Annotated in this window: 18 protein-coding genes and 1 pseudogene; 11 read left to right on the top strand and 8 right to left on the bottom strand. The window is 70.3% G+C overall.

Annotated features, from left to right (window positions below; translation table 11 throughout):
* Nucleotides 1–30 precede the first annotated feature (30 nt).
* The 3 genes from IE066_RS06750 to IE066_RS06740 all read right to left on the bottom strand — a co-directional run bounded on the left by IE066_RS06750 (nucleotide 31) and on the right by IE066_RS06740 (nucleotide 2,857).
* Nucleotides 31–459: a transposase gene (locus IE066_RS06750; RefSeq protein WP_308427428.1), complete on the bottom strand. Its 429-nt coding sequence runs from the start codon at nucleotides 457–459 to the stop codon at nucleotides 31–33.
* Between the two features lie 286 nt (nucleotides 460–745).
* A complete protein-coding gene (locus IE066_RS06745) occupies nucleotides 746–1,720 on the bottom strand; it encodes a tetratricopeptide repeat protein (protein ID WP_189448030.1) in 975 nt (324 codons plus the stop codon).
* Nucleotides 1,721–1,939: 219 nt separating this feature from the next.
* Nucleotides 1,940–2,857 carry a tetratricopeptide repeat protein gene (locus IE066_RS06740; protein WP_189448028.1) on the bottom strand — a complete coding sequence of 306 codons (918 nt, stop codon included), beginning with the start codon at nucleotides 2,855–2,857 and terminating at the stop codon, nucleotides 1,940–1,942.
* Nucleotides 2,858–3,242: 385 nt separating this feature from the next.
* Between IE066_RS06740 and IE066_RS06735 the strand changes: the two genes are divergently transcribed.
* Nucleotides 3,243–3,434 (top strand): CsbD family protein, encoded by a 192-nt coding sequence (locus IE066_RS06735; protein WP_189448026.1) that lies wholly within the window; start codon nucleotides 3,243–3,245, stop codon nucleotides 3,432–3,434.
* A gap of 196 nt (nucleotides 3,435–3,630) precedes the next feature.
* Here the strand turns inward: IE066_RS06735 and IE066_RS06730 are convergent, their stop codons facing one another.
* The 3 genes from IE066_RS06730 to IE066_RS06720 form a co-directional block, all read right to left on the bottom strand.
* Nucleotides 3,631–4,941 (bottom strand): DUF2254 domain-containing protein, encoded by a 1,311-nt coding sequence (locus IE066_RS06730; protein WP_189448024.1) that lies wholly within the window; start codon nucleotides 4,939–4,941, stop codon nucleotides 3,631–3,633.
* A gap of 168 nt (nucleotides 4,942–5,109) precedes the next feature.
* Nucleotides 5,110–5,673 (bottom strand): DUF305 domain-containing protein, encoded by a 564-nt coding sequence (locus tag IE066_RS06725; protein WP_189448021.1) that lies wholly within the window; start codon nucleotides 5,671–5,673, stop codon nucleotides 5,110–5,112.
* Between the two features lie 15 nt (nucleotides 5,674–5,688).
* Nucleotides 5,689–6,006: a topoisomerase DNA-binding C4 zinc finger domain-containing protein gene (locus tag IE066_RS06720; RefSeq protein ID WP_189448019.1), complete on the bottom strand. Its 318-nt coding sequence runs from the start codon at nucleotides 6,004–6,006 to the stop codon at nucleotides 5,689–5,691.
* 507 nt (nucleotides 6,007–6,513) lie between these two features.
* On the opposite strand from IE066_RS06720, the gene IE066_RS06715 reads away from it, so the two are divergent.
* The 5 genes from IE066_RS06715 to IE066_RS06695 all read left to right on the top strand — a co-directional run bounded on the left by IE066_RS06715 (nucleotide 6,514) and on the right by IE066_RS06695 (nucleotide 10,060).
* Nucleotides 6,514–6,831, top strand: coding sequence for an ArsR/SmtB family transcription factor (locus tag IE066_RS06715; protein WP_189448017.1), 318 nt, complete (start codon nucleotides 6,514–6,516; stop codon nucleotides 6,829–6,831).
* A 15-nt stretch (nucleotides 6,832–6,846) separates the two neighbouring features.
* Nucleotides 6,847–7,413 (top strand): ArsI/CadI family heavy metal resistance metalloenzyme, encoded by a 567-nt coding sequence (locus tag IE066_RS06710; RefSeq protein ID WP_189448015.1) that lies wholly within the window; start codon nucleotides 6,847–6,849, stop codon nucleotides 7,411–7,413.
* Nucleotide 7,414: 1 nt separating this feature from the next.
* Nucleotides 7,415–7,801, top strand: a complete 387-nt coding sequence (locus IE066_RS06705) for an arsenate reductase ArsC (RefSeq protein WP_189448013.1) — start codon at nucleotides 7,415–7,417, stop codon at nucleotides 7,799–7,801.
* 331 nt (nucleotides 7,802–8,132) lie between these two features.
* Nucleotides 8,133–9,170 carry an ACR3 family arsenite efflux transporter gene (gene arsB / locus IE066_RS06700; protein ID WP_189448871.1) on the top strand — a complete coding sequence of 346 codons (1,038 nt, stop codon included), beginning with the start codon at nucleotides 8,133–8,135 and terminating at the stop codon, nucleotides 9,168–9,170.
* Between the two features lie 206 nt (nucleotides 9,171–9,376).
* Nucleotides 9,377–10,060, top strand: a complete 684-nt coding sequence (locus IE066_RS06695) for a type 1 glutamine amidotransferase domain-containing protein (protein WP_189448011.1) — start codon at nucleotides 9,377–9,379, stop codon at nucleotides 10,058–10,060.
* A 219-nt stretch (nucleotides 10,061–10,279) separates the two neighbouring features.
* Here IE066_RS06695 and IE066_RS06690 read toward each other — a convergent pair whose 3' ends face one another.
* A complete protein-coding gene (locus IE066_RS06690) occupies nucleotides 10,280–10,675 on the bottom strand; it encodes a host attachment family protein (protein WP_189448009.1) in 396 nt (131 codons plus the stop codon).
* A gap of 231 nt (nucleotides 10,676–10,906) precedes the next feature.
* Here IE066_RS06690 and IE066_RS14760 point away from each other — a divergent pair, with 231 nt between their 5' ends.
* The 3 genes and pseudogenes from IE066_RS14760 (at nucleotide 10,907) to IE066_RS06680 (ending at nucleotide 13,388) form a co-directional block, all read left to right on the top strand.
* The gene (locus IE066_RS14760; RefSeq protein WP_229790694.1) at nucleotides 10,907–11,113 is read left to right on the top strand and encodes a hypothetical protein; all 207 of its coding nucleotides are present in this window, start codon (nucleotides 10,907–10,909) and stop codon (nucleotides 11,111–11,113) included.
* A 24-nt stretch (nucleotides 11,114–11,137) separates the two neighbouring features.
* A pseudogene (locus tag IE066_RS06685) lies at nucleotides 11,138–12,313 on the top strand (pyridoxal phosphate-dependent decarboxylase family protein); the annotation flags it as partial.
* 220 nt (nucleotides 12,314–12,533) lie between these two features.
* Nucleotides 12,534–13,388 (top strand): PA4780 family RIO1-like protein kinase, encoded by an 855-nt coding sequence (locus IE066_RS06680; RefSeq protein ID WP_189448869.1) that lies wholly within the window; start codon nucleotides 12,534–12,536, stop codon nucleotides 13,386–13,388.
* A gap of 171 nt (nucleotides 13,389–13,559) precedes the next feature.
* Here the strand turns inward: IE066_RS06680 and IE066_RS06675 are convergent, their stop codons facing one another.
* Nucleotides 13,560–14,657 carry a diguanylate cyclase domain-containing protein gene (locus IE066_RS06675; RefSeq protein WP_229790692.1) on the bottom strand — a complete coding sequence of 366 codons (1,098 nt, stop codon included), beginning with the start codon at nucleotides 14,655–14,657 and terminating at the stop codon, nucleotides 13,560–13,562.
* 14 nt (nucleotides 14,658–14,671) lie between these two features.
* Here IE066_RS06675 and IE066_RS06670 point away from each other — a divergent pair, with 14 nt between their 5' ends.
* Both IE066_RS06670 and IE066_RS06665 read left to right on the top strand, forming a co-directional pair.
* A complete protein-coding gene (locus IE066_RS06670; protein ID WP_189448007.1) occupies nucleotides 14,672–15,133 on the top strand; it encodes a pyridoxamine 5'-phosphate oxidase family protein in 462 nt (153 codons plus the stop codon).
* Between the two features lie 85 nt (nucleotides 15,134–15,218).
* The gene (locus tag IE066_RS06665; protein ID WP_229790691.1) at nucleotides 15,219–16,115 is read left to right on the top strand and encodes a COG3650 family protein; all 897 of its coding nucleotides are present in this window, start codon (nucleotides 15,219–15,221) and stop codon (nucleotides 16,113–16,115) included.
* The last annotated feature ends 9 nt before the right edge of the window (nucleotides 16,116–16,124 follow it).

Below are 16,124 nucleotides of genomic sequence, written 5' to 3'. Positions count from 1 at the left end.
TCCTGGCTGGGAAAACGATGCCAGAAAGTTCTAGTTATGAGATGTCTGCCTGCCGGGGGAGCTTACGCACATGCCGGCGCGCACGGGGTTGAGCTCGATGTAACGGTAGCAGGCGAGGACGTACCCCTCGGTGTCGACGGGCACCGACTTGAAGCGACCTTCCCATAGCGTCCCCGTGCGCCTGTATCGCGCATTGAAACAGGCCACGTAGCGTCGGCCGATCGCCTGCATCATGCGCGACGCACCGCCGGGCTCGGCGGGCGTCAGGAGCAGATGCACGTGGTTCGTCATCAGCACGTAGGCATGCACGTCGCAGCCGTGCTTGAGCGCCGCCTCGCCGAGCTCCTGCCGGTACTGCTGATAGTCCGCATCGCGCGCAAAGCATGGCTGCCGGTCGTTGCCACGCTGGACGATGTGTTGCGGGATGCCTGGCAGATCGAGTCTCGGGAGTCGGGCCATGCGGGCGGACAGGACGTTGGGGCCTGAAGACTCGCGTGGAGGGACAGCCTCGTCTGTCAGGGATTCGCGGTGCGTGGCTCGGAATACAACCTGACCCGATTGCCTCGCGTAGGACGGGGCGGTGCCGAGCGCGAGGTACTACCTGCAGGGCGTGGGCAGCGGATCGCGCTCACCGAACGCATTCGTGGCAATAGGGGTCAGAGTCGTAACCCGCCGGTCTTGTGCCTCCTGATGTCGGAAACAGGGGGCAGAGTGCAATTTCTCCCTGCGCCCAACCGCCCTGACGTCAGCTTCCGGGGCCCTCGTCTTCGTCCTCGTCCTCGTCATCCTCCGCCCCGCGCCACCACACATGGCCATCGGCCGGCTCCGATGCCTCGACCTCGCGCTCCTCGATGCCCTCGACCGAGCGCCCCGGCGCGGCACGGGCCCAGTCCTGCAGCAGGCGGACGACGGCGGCGCGGCTCTGGGCGCCGATACCGAGGTTGCGGTCGGGCGACCAGTCCTCGTCCGCCTGGTCCTCGTGCCGATGCGGCGCGCCGTAGCTGCAGCGCAGGCAGTAGTGCGTGATCGAGGCCGTCCAGTCCTCCACATAGCCGATGCCGGGCAGCGTGGCCGCGGACAGGGCCTCCATGTCGTCGGGCGAGTCGCAACTGACGAACGCGACGAAGGTGCGGAAGTCGGACGGTTCCAGGCGGGCGAGGGCGTTGAACACGTTGACGGTGCCGCCGTCGGACAGTTGGCGCTGGCCGGTGCTCGCGCCATCGTGCAGCACGATGTCGAACAGCCGATGGCCGCTCTCGGGCAGCGGCACGTTCAGCAGCCGGGCGCGCACCACGTCGATCCGGCGCGCGAACACGGTCTCTCCATCGCCCCATGGATTGAGGCGGATGCTCACCAGGCCGAAGTCGCCATCGATGGGGCCTTCGCCCTCGGGAATCCGGATGCCGCACGCACGCCACTGCGCGCGCGCCTGTGCCCAGTCGCCGAGCGCGGTGGCGGCGATGCCGGCATTCCACGCGGACGATTCGTTGACTTCGTCGCTCAGCGCCTGCGCGCGCAGGTTGTGCTCCAGGCTTGTCGGCCAGTCGCGCAGGTACTTGTGGGTGAGGCCCTGCATGTAGTGCAAGTGCCGTGCGTCAGGCTGCCGCTTCAGCAGCTCGCCGAAATGGCGCGAGGCCTCGGCGAGGTCGCCCCGGTCGAACGCTTCGTATGCGCGCGCTTCGAGCGCTTCGTCGTCGGTCAAAGTCTGCGGGTCGGTCATCGAAGCGGTGCCATCTGCGGAACAGCCAGCATAGCGATCCGGGGTGGGGAACGGCTCTGAAGTGACGGAACAGCGGGGAGCGAAACAGGGGCCAGCGTCGAATTCCGCGCTGATCGGCGCTAGGTCGATAGAAGCGAGGTTGCGAAGAATGGAGAAAGAAGGCGAGGTTCATTCGTCGAGAAGTTGGACCTGACCCTTTTTCTACATTGACCCGACTCGTTAGGCGCCCGCCTCGATGCGGCTCAGCGCCGCGCCTGCGGTATCGCGCCAGGCGGGGCTGAACTGCGGTTGCGTCGCGGCGCGCTGCAGCGCCGAGCGCACCGATGCCTTGCGCGTGGAATATCGGTAGCCCTTCAGCACCGCGTCGAGCGCGGCGTCCTGGCGGCCGAGCTCGGCATAGGTCTGCCCGAGGTTGAGCCACGTGGCCGAGCGCGTCGGCGACAGGTCGAGCGCGGCCACGAAGCGCGACCGCGCGCGGGCATGCTCGCCCACCAGCATGTAGGCGTAGCCGAGGTTGCCCAGCATCTCGGCGTCGCGCGGCTGCAGCGCCAGCGCGTGTTCCAGCAGCGGGACCGCGGCCTCGGGGCGGCCGCCGTTGATCAGTGCGATGGCACGGGCATTGAGGCTGCGTGCATCGCCGTCGATCGCCGTCGCGGGGGCAGCGCGCGTGCGCGCCTGCGCGGCGGTGTCGCGCGCGCGTTCGGGCGTGGCGTCACGCGGGGGCGCCTTCGACGTGTCGCGGGTGGTGGCGACCCGCGGCGCGCGCGCGTCGGCCACGGGCGGCGCCGTGCGCGCGCTGCCGGCCGGTGCGGCGGGCACGGTGGCGGCGGTCGTGTCCCGACGCATGTAGGCCTCGGCCGCCGAACGTCCGGGGCCGTCGTCGCGCGGCACGTCGTCCTCCCGCGCGACGTCACCGTCCCGCTCGACGGCATCCTGCGACGGGGCCTCCACCACGACGCGCTCGGCAACCGCCGGCGTCGGACCGCCGGCGGAACCCGCCGCGCCCGGCGCGTCGGAGACGCGGAAGAAGTCGTCGGAGTCCGACGTCGACGGCTGGCAGCCGCCGGCGGCGAGTGCCGCCGTCAGAGCCAAAGCGAGTGCGATGGGTGCGTGCATGGTGCGAGGCGAGATGTCCATGCGCCCGACCGTAGGCATCGCGGGGTCGAGGAAGGGTTCAAGCGACGGGTTCGCGCTTCGCGCCGGTCGTGGCGTGTTCACCAGAAAGGGGTTCGAAGCGCAGCGCGAGCACTGAGCGGAGGACCGGATCGCGATCGCGCGTGCCCTGGTCGGGCAAGTCATCAGGTTCGTTTCGTCGATGCGGAAAGACTCGGCTTCATAGGCCGGGGTATCGAATCCGCGCGATGCCGTTCTGCGTTTTGCTCGCTCGACAACGCTCGGCGTTTTATCTGAACCCGTGCAAAGTCCCTATAAATTCGGCATCACGGCGATCACTCGTGTCTAACGCCGCATTTGAGAGGATGTGGTTGTCGCGCTCCTGCGGCATCACAGAGGAGAAGACACCATGGACAGCAAGCGCACCGATGGCATGGGCCATGAAGTGAAGGGTTCGGTCAAGGAAGCGACCGGCAAGTTGACGGGTGACCGCTCGCAGCAGCTCGAAGGCAATCTCGAAAAGAATGCCGGTAAGGTCGAGCGCAGCGTGGGTCGTGCCCAGGACGACGTGAGGTCGAGCGAGCGCGACTCGCGCCGCTGAGCACTCGAGTCGGAAAGTCGGAAAAGGCGCGCTTCGGCGCGCTTTTTCTTTGCGTGCCTGACCGACGGGGGCGGGCCGTGCACCCGATGCGATGCTCGCCGCCGCATCTGCACCGGCCGAAACACGAGCAAGGCATGCGCGCATGCGAAGACCGGATTCGTCCGGCGGCGTCGCGGCGGTCTACCGACCGCCCACCTCAATTTCGCGGGGACGTCGGTTGGCCCGTTCCGCCCGGTGCTGCGTGGCGCGCGGCAGCGTCGCGCGCGATGGCGTCGGCGACATCGGCCAGGCGCGGCATGTCGTGCAGCGACTGCAATGCATCGCGCGCCAGCAGCATTGCGTAGGTCGACAGGCGCGCTGCGGCTTGGGAGACGCCAGTCGCCCCTTCGGTGACGAGGGCATGCAGGGCCTTCTGGAGGCGCAGGCCGACATCCGGGTTGGATGCGCCGTCGCGGGCGATCGCGGCGAAGGCGTCGGTTACAAGATCGTCCGGGTCGATCGCGGGCGCGAAGACCCGGTCGAATTCGGGCGCGGACTCCCTCGCGGGGTCGAAGTCGAGGAGCAGGCGCAGGCTGCGGCCGATCACGCCGATCGCGGTGCCGGGATCGTTCACCGCCGGCGATAGCGCGCGACTGGCGATTTCCGAGAGCACGAGCAGGCCGAAGCGCGGGTCCTGGTCGAAAGAGCGGCTGTGCGCCACGGTCAGCGCAGCGCGGATGCGCTTCGCCATCCCGTCGTCGCATGGCTCGCCGGCCTCGCGTTCAACTATCGCGACGCGCGTCGCCGTAGTGAGGAACGTGCCCGGCAGCGCCAGCACGTAGATGCGTGCCCCGCGTTCCTCGGCGATCGCCTGCAGTTTTGCTGCGTCGACATGCTGCAGGTAGCCGGTCGATGGCGCGAGCACGGGGCTGCCCTGCGGTGTCGCCCCGGGAAACGGTTGCGCGCCCAGGTACGGGCGGCGGGCGCGATCGGCAAGAGCGCCCGCGGCCACCTCCTCGATCCGCTCCGCGGTCTCGGTCACGCCGCCCAGGCTCGATACATGGTCGATCCACCGCACGAGGGTGACCACCACGACCGCCACCATGCCGAGCGTGGCGACGAAGAGCACCAGGCGGCCCCGCTCCCCGTAGTAGCCGGTCTGGAGCGCGATCATGCCGACGAGGCTGAAGAGGAAGGCGCCGAGGAACGTGGAAAGCGCATTGAGCGCGGCGCGGTCGCCCTGCAGCAGCCCGCGCGCACGTGGGGTCACGCCGCTGGTCGCCGCAGCGAGGGCCGATACCAGCGTGCTCAGCGAGAAGATGGTGACTGCGAGCATGCTCGAGGCCAGCGCCCCGAGGATGCTCGTCACCGCCTCGGCACTGACCTTGAACGGCATGTCGGCCGGCAGGTAACCGTCCACCTGCTTGGCCAGCAGCGCGGCGCCGACGGCGACAAGTGAGAATATCCCCGCGCGAAACCAGAGCTGGCGCGTGACGAGCAGGAGGCTGCGTTGCAGTCGGGTGGTCACGGCGGGAGTGTCACCGCGAGGAGGCCGACAGCCAGTGAAGCGCAGCGGGAGCGGGTGAGAAGCCAGGGTCGGAGTGCAGTTTCCGCACACGCCTGGCCGTAGAGGGTTTCAAAAAAGAAGAGGTCAGGTTCATTCCTCACGAAGTTGGACCGACCTCTTTGCCTTCCGTCACCGCACCGCGTCTTGCGCCTGCTGCTCCATTGCCGGCGTCGTTTCGGCCGCTATCGCAGGAAGCGGCTCGCTGCCGCGCTCGCCATTGTGTTGGATATCCGCCACCAGCAGCTTCATCTCGTGGATTTCGCGCACCTGCGCTTCGATGATCCGATCGGCGAGTTTGCGAACACGCGGATCGCTGATCTCCGCCTTGCGTGCGTTGTTGATGGCGATGGAGTGGTGCGGAATCATGGCCTTCATGAAACGCACGTCGTCGACCAGCGCCTGGTTCCGATTCACCAGAAGCAGTATCAGGCCCAGTGCGGATGCAACCGTCAGCACAGCGACCTTCAGCATCCGCCCCTCGTACATGGACCACATGAAGGTCAGCATCACGACGGTCATGACGCATCCCATGAGAAGGGACGACACGAGCCGGGTAACACTGAAAACCGCGTGGTCGGCGCTGTAAACCAGCTGATACATCAGGATGAACATGATGACGGTGGACACCGCGATCATCGCGGCGAACTTGCGCCAGCTCATCGTCATCATGTGCTGTGATTCACGGCGGTCCATGAGGTCTCCAGAGTGTCAGGTGCGGCGGGGAAATCCGGGGCCGCCGCGGACGTCGGTTTTGCCGCTCGCGTGCTTGGCAGTGCCGCGACAGCGCGGGAAGTTCGTGCAGCCCCAGAACGCGGCGGCCGTTTGGCGGTTGGTTCGCCGGGCCATCGCGGCGGAGCAGGTCGGGCGGGGCGGCGGTACCGCCGCACTGACTTCCGTGACCGCCTGTGGGGCGAACACAGGTTCGACACCCACGGGTGCGGGAGGCGTGATGGCGGCGTGTCCCTGCGCCGCGCGCACCATCCGCACGAGTTCCTGCCCGGTGATAAGACGGATCGCCTTGCCCATGGCGAAACGACGCGCCTCGTGGCTGTGGTACGGCGCGTTTCGCGGTTGAGGCTCGAAGCCTCATCGCCGAGGCTGCGGAGCCTCAGCGTCCAGGCCGGAAGCCTCACGCATGAGGCTCTGAGCCTCACCGTCGCGGCCCAGAGCCTCATCGCTGAGCCTCTGGGGCCTCATCGCTGAGGCTCGAAGCCTCACGCACCAAGCGCTGAGCCTCATCGTTGAGGCTCATAGCCTCACGCGCCGGGCTCGAAGCTCCATCGTCGAGGCTCCCGATCCTCACGATCGAGGCGAGAAGCCTCGTCGCCGAGGCGAAAAGCCTCATCGCTGAAGCAAGAAGCCCGGCAAGCCGCGCCTTTACCCGATCCGCACGCCCCGAGGCTCCGCGCCGGCCCGGGAAGTCGCGGGCAGAGCGGGCGGCCGGGGGCCTTCAGTCGCCCACACGGGCCAAGGCCGCGGGCACCGACGGCACACCCTCTTGCATAAATTCCATAATTCCGGAAATATGGAACTATGGACACCAACCAGACCCTCGCCGCCCTCCGCGCGCTCGGCCACGAGAGCCGGCTCGCCGCCTTCCGCCAGCTGGTTCAGGCTGGCCCCGACGGCCTCGCCGTGGGCGAGCTGCGCGAGCGGCTCGACCTGCCGCCGGCAACGCTCACCGCCCACCTCAACGTGCTGCGCGGGGCGGGGCTGGTGGCCGACACGCGCGAGGGGCGGGTGATCCGCGTACGTGCCGACTACGCGCGCATGGACGCGCTGATCGGCTACCTCACCGAGAACTGCTGCCAGGGCGCCGCCTGCGCCCCGGCGGGCCGCTGCACCCCCTGACCGAAGGAGACCGCCATGAGCAATGCCCTCGCCAACGTCCGCAAGCCGCACCTCTCGCTCAACGTCCGCGACATCGACGCCGCGGTCGGCTTCTACCGCGCGCTGTTCGGCACCGCGCCGGTCAAGCACTACCACGACGAGACCACCGTGCATTCCGTCCTGCAGGACGACACCGGCGTCGACAGCCGCCAGCGCCGCACCGGCTACGCCAAGTTCGACTTGGACGCGCCCGCGCTCAACTTCGTGCTCAACGAGATGCCGGGCACGCGCTTCGAATCGTGCGGCACGCTCTCGCACCTCGGGCTGCAGGTGGATTCCACCGACGACGTGATCGCGATGCGCGAGCGCGTCGCCGCCGCGGGCCTGGCCACGCGCGAGGAGATGTCGGTGGATTGCTGCTATGCGCGGCAGGACAAGTTCTGGGTGGCCGACCCCGACGGCAACGAGTGGGAGGTGTTCACCGTGCTGGAGCACCTCACGCCCGAGGCGCTGCGCGAAAAGGCCACCCGCAGTGCCTGCGACACCGGCTGCGCCACGTCCGCCGCGCCGGCGCGCGCCGAAGCCGCCTGCTGCGGGGCCTGACATGTCGCGCCGCGTGCTGTTCGTCTGCGTCGAGAATTCCAACCGCAGCCAGATGGCCGAGGCCTTCGCACGCCTGCACGGCGGCGAAGGCGTCGAGGCCCTGAGCGCGGGCTCGCGGCCTTCGGGGCGCATCAACCCGAAGGCGCTGCGCTTCATGGCCGAGCGCGGCATCGACCTGTCGACCCATGCCTCGAAATCGCTCGACGACGTGGCCGGCGAGTTCGACGCGGTGGTCACCATGGGCTGCGGCGACGACTGCCCGTGGGTGCCGGCGAAGCGCCGCGAGGACTGGGCCTTGCCCGACCCGCGCGACATGGACGACGACGGCTACCGCGCGGTACGCGACGACATCGAGGCACGGGTGAAGGCGCTGCTCGCGTCGTTGTAGGTCGTGCTGCCGGGCGTGCGGGCCGCGCGCTGTCCGGCGCGCAGGCGGGGCGGTCGCCGCCGCGCTGCCCCGGCGGGAACGCAGCGCGGGTGACGCGGGGTCACGTCGTTGTCGCGTGCTCGCGCTGCGCCTGTCGCGCGATGGAAGGCGCACGCGGTAGCCCACCCACGCGCCGTTGTCTGTTGTCCGTTTCGCCGTAGCGCCCAGGCCAGGTTGTCTTTCCGTTCCACGCCGCCGCGATCGCGCGGCCCGGTCTCCCAACGTATCTGCCGGATCGAATCGAATGAGTTCAACGCTGCAAGCCGCCGAAGACGCACCGCTCTCGTCCCGCATGGGGCGCTTCGAGCGCTACCTCACCCTGTGGGTCGCGCTGTGCATGGGCGCGGGCACGCTGCTCGGCCATCTGTTTCCCGCGGGGTTCGCACGCCTGGGCGGCGCGGAGGTCGCGCAGGTGAACCTGCCGGTGGCGGTGCTGATCTGGCTGATGATCATCCCGATGCTGCTGAAGATCGATTTCGGCGCGATGCGCCGGGTCGGCCGGCACTGGAAGGGCATCGGCGTCACCGTCTTCATCAACTGGGCGGTCAAGCCGTTCTCGATGGCGCTGCTGGCGTGGCTGTTCGTGCGCCACGTGTTCGGCGACGCGCTGCCCGTCGCGCTGCACGACGACTACATCGCCGGGCTGATCCTGCTGGCCGCCGCGCCGTGCACGGCGATGGTGTTCGTCTGGAGCCACCTCTGCGACGGCGAGCCGCAGTTCACGCTGAGCCAGGTGGCCATCAACGACCTGATCATGGTGTTCGCGTTCGCGCCGATCGTGGGGCTGCTGCTGGGCATCGCGTCGATCAGCGTGCCGTGGTCCACGCTGCTGCTCTCGGTCGGGCTGTACATCGTGGTGCCGGTGGCCGTCGCCGCGCTGCTGCGCGCCTTCGTGCTGCGTCGCCACGGCGAGGCGGGGCTGGCCGCGCTGCTGCGGCGGCTCGGGCCGGTGTCGCTGTCGGCGCTGCTGGCCACGCTGGTGCTGCTGTTCGGCTTCCAGGGCCGGCAGATCGTCGAGCAGCCGCTGATCATCGCGATGCTGGCGGTGCCGATCCTGATCCAGGTGTATTTCAACGCGGGCCTGGCGTACTGGCTCAACCGCCGTGTGGGCGAGGCGCACTGCGTGGCCGGGCCGTCGGCGCTGATCGGCGCGAGCAACTTCTTCGAGCTCGCCGTGGCCACGGCCGTCGCCGTGTTCGGCGTGCGCTCGGGCGCCGCGCTGGCCACGGTGGTGGGCGTGCTGGTGGAGGTGCCGGTGATGCTGTCGGTGGTGCGCATCGTCAACCGCTCGCGCGGGTGGTACGAGCGCGGGTTGCCGCGGACGGGTTGAGCGGGCGCGATGTGTCGCACCGGCACGTTCCCGGCACCGGTGCGGCGTGCAGTTGTCGCGGACTGCCGGAGGCATCCGTCGGTTTGCCGGGCGGCGCGAATTGCGGCAGGCGGGCGATCCGCGTGAGCTGACGGCGGCGGTCATGCCCGGCTCACCGCGGCTTAGCGGCGCGCGGCGTAGCGTGCCGGGTTTTCAGGGAGACGGCCATGAAAGTCCTGATGGTGCTGACGTCGCACGACCGGCTGGGCGACACCGGGAAGAAAACCGGCTTCTGGCTGGAGGAATTCGCCGCGCCGTACTACGTGTTCAAGGACGCGGGCGTCGACGTGGCGCTGGTGTCGCCCAAGGGCGGGCAGCCGCCGCTGGACCCCAAGAGCGACGAGCCCGACGCGCAGACGCCCGCCACCGAGCGCTTCCGCAAGGATCCCGACGCGCAGAAGGCGCTCGCCCACACCGGGCGCCTCGTCGACGTGCAGGCCAGCGAGTACGACGCCGTGTTCTACCCCGGCGGCCACGGCCCGCTGTGGGACCTCGCCGAAGACCACGATTCCATCGCGCTGATCGAATCGACCTACGCCGCGGTCAAGCCCGTCGCGCTGGTCTGCCACGCGCCCGGCGTGTTGCGCCATGCGAAGGGCATCGACGAAGCGCCACTCGTGCGGGGCCGCCGCGTCACCGGTTTCACCAATTCCGAAGAGGCCGCGGTGGGCCTGACCGACGTGGTGCCGTTCCTCGTCGAGGACATGCTCAAGGCCAACGGCGGCCGCTACGAGAAGAAGGCCGACTGGGCGAGCCACGTGATCACCGACGGCAACCTCGTGACGGGGCAGAACCCGGCGTCGTCGGAAGCGGCGGCGAAGGCGGTGCTGACGTTGCTGGGCGTGCCCTGAGCGGGACGCAAGTGGACCCGGCTCTGTCGATGCCCGGATACCGCAACGGCTGGAGGACGCGAGCGGACCCGATGCGCCGGTCGCGCCGCGTCGACGTTTGCACGGGACGCGCGCGATCGGGCTGACATCGGGCGGGCGTTCGATGGGTGAGGCGACGGCGCAGATCCACAGCGCGCGCCCCGCGGTGGCAACGGGCGGAGCCCACCCCGACCGCCACGTTCAGTGCAGTGCGCGCTGGATATCCTCGAGCGGCGCATTCGTCAGCGTCTTGGCGATCTCGCCGATCAGGCGGTCCTGCGTTTCCTTGTGCAGCTGCGGACGGATCTCGCCCAGCGTGCCGGGGTCGGCGATCAGCACGAGGCGGTCGTATTCCTGTTTGAGTGCACCCTCGTTGAGGCGCTGCGCGACGTGCTTGGCGAAGGTGCGCTCGTCGTTCTCCTGCGGCGTCTGCTGGTGCGGTGCAACGCCGGATGGACCCTGCAACGGGATGTCCTCGGCGTTCATCATGTCGTGCTGGCGCAGCGTGAGCTCGTTGTCGTCGCCGACATTACGGAGCATGCGCGCCTTCTTGCCGTCGGCGACCACCACGAGCGTTCCAGCCGGTACGTTCTGCATCGTTCGTTCCTCGATCCGGGGAGGCCGCCAGCGTAGGCCGGCGGGTGTGATGCCTGCATGGCCGGGACCGGCGGCCGGCGCACCGAGCGGCCGTGCGCTGGGCTGCTGCGATGCGCCCGCGCCGTACGTTCAGGGGCTCCGGATAGCGGCCGTGCCTGAGTGCCGGCGGCGGCCGGCGCGATCGCATAATCGCCGCGGGCCGAGCGGGCCCGCGAGTGCACGGGGCATGCCATGACGTTCGACGACTTCGGCCCGTTGCTCGGCCGTGCGCAGGCGCATGCGATGCGCTTCATCGACGCGCTTCCCGAACGCTTCGTCGGTGCGCGCGCCGGTCGCGACGACATGCTCTCCGCGTTCGATGGCGCCTTGCCCGCGCGCGGCGAACCCGCCGACGCGGTGATCGACCGGCTCGCCCTGCACGCGCCGCGCGGCACGTAGGCCTGCGCGGCGCCTCGTTATTTCGGCTTCGTCATCGGCGGCACGGTGCCGGTCGCGCTCGCTACCGATTGGCTGGTCTCCACGTGGGACCAGAACGCGGGTATCCACGTGATCTCGCCAATGGCGGCCGCGCTCGAGGAGATCGCCGCGCGCTGGCTGCTCGAACTGTTCGACCTGCCACGCGGGAGCGGGGTGGGTTTCGTCACCGGCTGCCAGATGGCGCACTTCACCTGCCTCGCCGCCGCGAGGCACGGCGTGCTGCAACGCGTCGGCTGGGACGTGGAGAGCGAGGGTCTCGTCGGCGCGCCGCGCATCCACGTGGTCGCATCGGCGGAAGCGCACGTCACCGTCGACGTCGCGCTGCGCTATCTCGGGCTCGGCACGCGATCGCTCGTGCGCGTGGCGTCGGACGAGCAGGGCCGCATGCGGGTGGACCGCCTGCGCGAGGCGATGGACATGCTCGACGGCCCGGTGATCGTCTGCGCACAGGCGGGGCACGTGAACACGGGTGCGTTCGATCCGCTGCGCGCGATCGCCGACGTGGCGCGCGAGCGCGGTGCGTGGCTGCACGTCGACGGCGCGTTCGGCCTTTGGGCGCGCGCGGGCCGCGACGTGCGCGGCATCGCCGACGGCATCGAGCTTGCGGATTCGTGGGCGATGGATGCGCACAAGTGGCTCAACGTGCCCTACGACAGCGGCGTCGCGATCGTGCGCGACGCGGAGGCGCATCGCGCGGCCATGACGGTGTCGGCCGCCTACCTGGTGCAGACGCGCGGCGCCGAGCGCGACGCCGTCGACTGGGTGCCGGAGTTCTCCCGGCGCGCCCGCGGCATCCCGGTATACGCGGCCCTGCGAACGCTGGGGCGCGAAGGCGTCGCCGACCTCGTCGATCGCTGCTGCGCGCATGCGCGGCACTTCGCGCGGCGCCTCGGCGATGCCGCGGGCGTGCGGATCCTCAACGACGTCGTGCTGAACCAGGTGCTGGTGCGCTTCGGCGACGACGATGCGACGACGCGCGCGGTCATCGCGGGCATACAGGAGGACGGGACCTGCTGGGCCAGCGGCACGACGTGGCAGGGCCTCGCGGCGATGCGCATCTCGGTCTCCAACTGGGCGACCACCGGGTCCGACGTGGACCGGAGCGTCGAGGCGATGCTTCGCGTGTACCGCGGTGTGGTGGAGCGCACGACGGCCACGTGACGCCCGGGCCGCATACACCGCCCGGTCGCAGGCGGCGCGGGCGACGACGGCCGCGCCCGGGTCGACGGCGCGGGCCCCGGGCTGCTGCCGATGCGGCCTGGTCCGCAGAACGCGCCTGTCGTGAGGCGCGACGGGCGCGCCGGTCGGGCGCCGACGGCGTCGACCTGCAACACTACGCGCCCGCGGCCGTCCGGCCCGCGCGTCCCGTCCCGGAGCCACCCTGAAGACCCCCGCAAGCCTGCAGACGCTGATCGAAGACGGTGTCATCGACGAAGTGCTCAGGCCGCTCAAGAGCGGCAAGGAAGCCGCGGTGTACGTGGTGCGCGCCGGCGACGATGTGCGCTGCGCGAAGGTCTACAAGGACATGGCGCAGCGCAGCTTCAAGCAGCGCGTGCAGTACCAGGAAGGCCGCAAGGTGCGCGGCAGCCGCGAGGCCCGCGCCATCGAGAAGGCCAGCAAGTACGGCAAGAAGCAGCAGGAAACAGCCTGGAAGAACACCGAGGTCGACGCGCTGTACCTGCTGCGCGACGCCGGCGTGCGTGTGCCCACGCCCTACGGCTACTTCCACGGCGTGCTGGTGATGGAGCTGGTGACCGACGCCGACGGCTACTCCGCGCCGCGCCTGGGCGAGGTCGAGCTCACGCCGGAGCAGGCGCGCGAGTTCCACGCGGTGCTGGTGCGGCAGGTGGTGCGGATGCTGTGCTGCGGGCTGATCCACGGCGACCTGTCCGAGTACAACGTGCTGGTCGGCCCCGACGGCCCCGTCGTCATCGATTTCCCGCAGGTGGTGAGCGCGGCCGGCAACAACGCCGCGCGCACGATGCTGCTGCGCGACGTCAACAACCTCACCGCGAGCCTGGGCCGCTGGGCGCCGGAGCTGCTGGACACCTGGTACGGCGAGGAGATGTGGGCGCTGTTCGAGGCCGGCGACCTGCAGCCCGACACCCCGCTCACGGGCCGGTTCACGCCCGACATGCGCAGCGTCGACCTCGACGCCGTGCGCGAGGCCATCAACGACGCGCGCGAGCTGGCGCTGATCCGCCAGCAGGGGCGCGAGGCGCAGGACGAGGACTGAGCGGGAGGCCCGCCTCGCGGAACCGGGGTTGGACTCCGGGTCCTCGACGGATTACGCGCCCTTGGGCCCTGAAGCCCCGTCGAGGAGGCACGAGGCTCGGCAGGCGGGCGTTTGGCCGGTACGCCGCGCGCATCAGCGGCCGGCAGTGCGGCTGCCGCCGCCGATGTCGCGTCAGGTCGCGTCGACGAGGACGCCGGCGGACCCGGCGCGACGCCGCTTCATCGCGTACATCGCGGCATCCGCGCAGGCGACCAGGGCGTCCGCATCGCTCGCGTCGGCGGGATACGTCGCTACCCCGATGCTCGCGTGGAGCTCGACGGGGCAGCCGTCGATCAGGAACGGTCGCTGCAGCTGCATGCACATGGCATCGGCGACGGCACGCCCGCCCACCGCGTCGCAGGCCGGCAGCAGTGCGATGAATTCATCGCCGCCGATCCGCGAGACGCTGTCGCCTTCGCGAAGGCCGGCGCTGAGCCGGCGCGCGGCCTCCGCGAGGACGCGATCGCCTGCGGGATGGCCGAAGGCATCGTTGATCGCCTTGAATCCGTTCAGATCGATGTAGAGCACCGCCAGCGGCACCTCCGCGCGCTCGCCCTCGGCGAGCGCGGCCCCGAGGAGTTCGCCGAACCGGCGCCGGTTGGGCAGGGCGGTGAGGGCGTCGTGGTTGGCGCGGTGTTCCAGTTCGCGCTCCACGCGCCGCAGCTTGCTGATATCGCGCGCCACGCCGACACGCACGCCGTACCGCGGCAGCCACTGCGCCGACCAGAGCAGGTCGACGGTGCTTCCATCGCGGTGGCGGTAGCGGTTGCGGAAGTGGCGCTCGCCGCCGCCCTCCATGAGGCGCACGGCCTGCTCGCGCGTGGCCTCGATGTCGTCGGGATGCACCAGCTCGAACATCGGCCGGCCGAGCAGCGCCCCGCGCGGATGGCCGAGCATGCGTTCGAACGCGGCGCTGGCGTACAGAAGGACGGCGTTGGCATCCACGACGCACACCGCGTCGGGCATCAGGTCGAGCAGTTCGGCGGGGGACGGTAACTCGGCTGGCATGCACGACGATATCGGCAAATGCGGCGGCAAGTGTAGGCGCGCGCGTTCCCTCGGTTCGCGTCGATCCCGCGCAGCCGGGGCCCCGGGTGCCGGCGCGAAGCGCGGGCGCCCGCAGCCCGCCCGGCCGGAGCGCGGCGCTTCGGCGGCGGCGGCACGTCGCCGCCAAGACTGATCCACGTCAACATCACCGGCGTGCGCGGGGTGACGATGGCCGCCGATCACTCGGAGGCCCGGCGATGGACGAGGCGATCCGCCGCAAGATCCTCGACCTGCTCGACGCGCACCGCATCATGACGGTCGCGACGCTGCGCGAGGACGGCTGGCCGCAGGCCACGACCGTCGGCTACGTCAGCGAGGGCCTGGTGCTGTACTTCATGTGCGGGCCCGACAGCCAGAAGGCGCGCAACCTCGCGCGCGACAACCGCGTGTCGCTGACCATCGACCACGACACGTCCGACATCATGGCAATCGCCGGCCTGTCGATGGCCGCGCGCGCCACGCGTGTGCAGGACCGCGCGGAGGCCGAACGCCTGCTGCGCCTGCTGCCCGCCAAGTACCCCGCGCCCGCGGCGCCGCTACCGTTCCCGATGCCCGCCGCAGAGCAGGTGGCGATGTTCCGCGTCGAGCCGGAAGTGATCTCGGTGCTGGACTACCGGCTGAGCTTCGGCCACACGGATCTGGTTGACTGCCGCGCCTGAAGCGGTGCGCGTGCGCGCGGCGGCATGGCCACGCGTTCACGTCGCGCCCGCACACTCGCCGTGTCTACCGCTTCCGGAGCACTGCATGCGTCTGTCCGCCGTCGCCGCGTTCGCGCTCGTCCCGCTGCTCGCCGGCTGCGGGCGCACCGATGCACCCGATGCGTCCACAGATGCGGCGCGGCCGCCCGCCGCGCCGGCCGTGGCGCCGCCCGCCGTCGCTGCGCCGTCATGGCGTCTCGCGTCGGGCAGCGAGGGCACGTCGCTGGCCGTGGAGAACGCTTCGGGACGCACGCTGCTGCGGGCCTGGTGCAAGTCCGGCGAGGACCGGCTGCGCGTCAACGTGCCGGACTTCGCGGCGATCGCGAGCGAGGAGCGGATGTCGTTCGGGCAGGGCGGCGAGGTGATGGCGCTCGTGGCGGATGCGGCGGGCGACGCCGCGCGTGGCGGGGTCAGCGCGGAAACGCCGGTGCCGTCGAACCTGCGCACCCTCCTGTCCGGGGCGGTCACCGCGACCTACGGTGCACAGATCAGCGGGCCGCATCCTGTGCCGCCGCCGGCGCTGGTGTCGGATTTCGTCGTGGCCTGCGCGTCGCGGGGCGCGAATGCGGACGGTGATGCGATCACGGATGGCCATGCATCGGCGTCGCCGCGAGCCAGCGCCTGTCTCGTGCAGGACGGGCAGCCGGTGCCTGCCAATCGCGTGCGCGCGGTCGGCACCGAACCGTTCTGGAGCGCGCAGGTGGACGGGCGATGCGTGACCTATTCGCATCCCGACGATCGCGACGGCACGCGGGTGTGGACGCGTTTTTCCGGCACGCCCGAGGCCGGCACCTGGTCGGGCGCGCTCGATGGCAAGCCCTTCGTGATGCGCACGCGGGCGCAGAAGGACTGCTCGGACGGCATGTCCGACCGGCGCTATCCCCTCGCGGTGTCGCTCACGGTGGGCGGCGAGCAGCGCAGCGGCTGCGCGTTTCTGCAGTAGGCGCGGCAG

Source organism: Cognatilysobacter xinjiangensis (assembly GCF_014651995.1).
GTDB classification, from domain to species: Bacteria; Pseudomonadota; Gammaproteobacteria; order Xanthomonadales; family Xanthomonadaceae; genus Cognatilysobacter; species Cognatilysobacter xinjiangensis.
The sequence above is the reverse complement of the archived record's forward strand: the minus strand, read 5'-3'. Positions and strand labels throughout refer to the sequence as shown.

Excerpts from the sequence above, each read along its gene's own strand:
- IE066_RS06710 (WP_189448015.1), top strand. The coding sequence starts at position 6,847 with ATGAGCAATGCCCTCGCCAACGTCCGCAAGCCGCACCTCTCGCTCAAC.
- IE066_RS06720 (WP_189448019.1), bottom strand. The coding sequence starts at position 6,006 with ATGGGCAAGGCGATCCGTCTTATCACCGGGCAGGAACTCGTGCGGATG.
- IE066_RS06750 (WP_308427428.1), bottom strand. The coding sequence starts at position 459 with ATGGCCCGACTCCCGAGACTCGATCTGCCAGGCATCCCGCAACACATC.
- IE066_RS06745 (WP_189448030.1), bottom strand. The coding sequence starts at position 1,720 with ATGACCGACCCGCAGACTTTGACCGACGACGAAGCGCTCGAAGCGCGC.
- IE066_RS14760 (WP_229790694.1), top strand. The coding sequence starts at position 10,907 with ATGACGTTCGACGACTTCGGCCCGTTGCTCGGCCGTGCGCAGGCGCAT.
- arsB (WP_189448871.1), top strand. The coding sequence starts at position 8,133 with ATGGGGCGCTTCGAGCGCTACCTCACCCTGTGGGTCGCGCTGTGCATG.
- IE066_RS06725 (WP_189448021.1), bottom strand. The coding sequence starts at position 5,673 with ATGGACCGCCGTGAATCACAGCACATGATGACGATGAGCTGGCGCAAG.
- IE066_RS06735 (WP_189448026.1), top strand. The coding sequence starts at position 3,243 with ATGGACAGCAAGCGCACCGATGGCATGGGCCATGAAGTGAAGGGTTCG.
- IE066_RS06740 (WP_189448028.1), bottom strand. The coding sequence starts at position 2,857 with ATGGACATCTCGCCTCGCACCATGCACGCACCCATCGCACTCGCTTTG.
- IE066_RS06715 (WP_189448017.1), top strand. The coding sequence starts at position 6,514 with ATGGACACCAACCAGACCCTCGCCGCCCTCCGCGCGCTCGGCCACGAG.
- IE066_RS06705 (WP_189448013.1), top strand. The coding sequence starts at position 7,415 with ATGTCGCGCCGCGTGCTGTTCGTCTGCGTCGAGAATTCCAACCGCAGC.
- IE066_RS06670 (WP_189448007.1), top strand. The coding sequence starts at position 14,672 with ATGGACGAGGCGATCCGCCGCAAGATCCTCGACCTGCTCGACGCGCAC.
- IE066_RS06695 (WP_189448011.1), top strand. The coding sequence starts at position 9,377 with ATGAAAGTCCTGATGGTGCTGACGTCGCACGACCGGCTGGGCGACACC.
- IE066_RS06690 (WP_189448009.1), bottom strand. The coding sequence starts at position 10,675 with ATGCAGAACGTACCGGCTGGAACGCTCGTGGTGGTCGCCGACGGCAAG.
- IE066_RS06665 (WP_229790691.1), top strand. The coding sequence starts at position 15,219 with ATGCGTCTGTCCGCCGTCGCCGCGTTCGCGCTCGTCCCGCTGCTCGCC.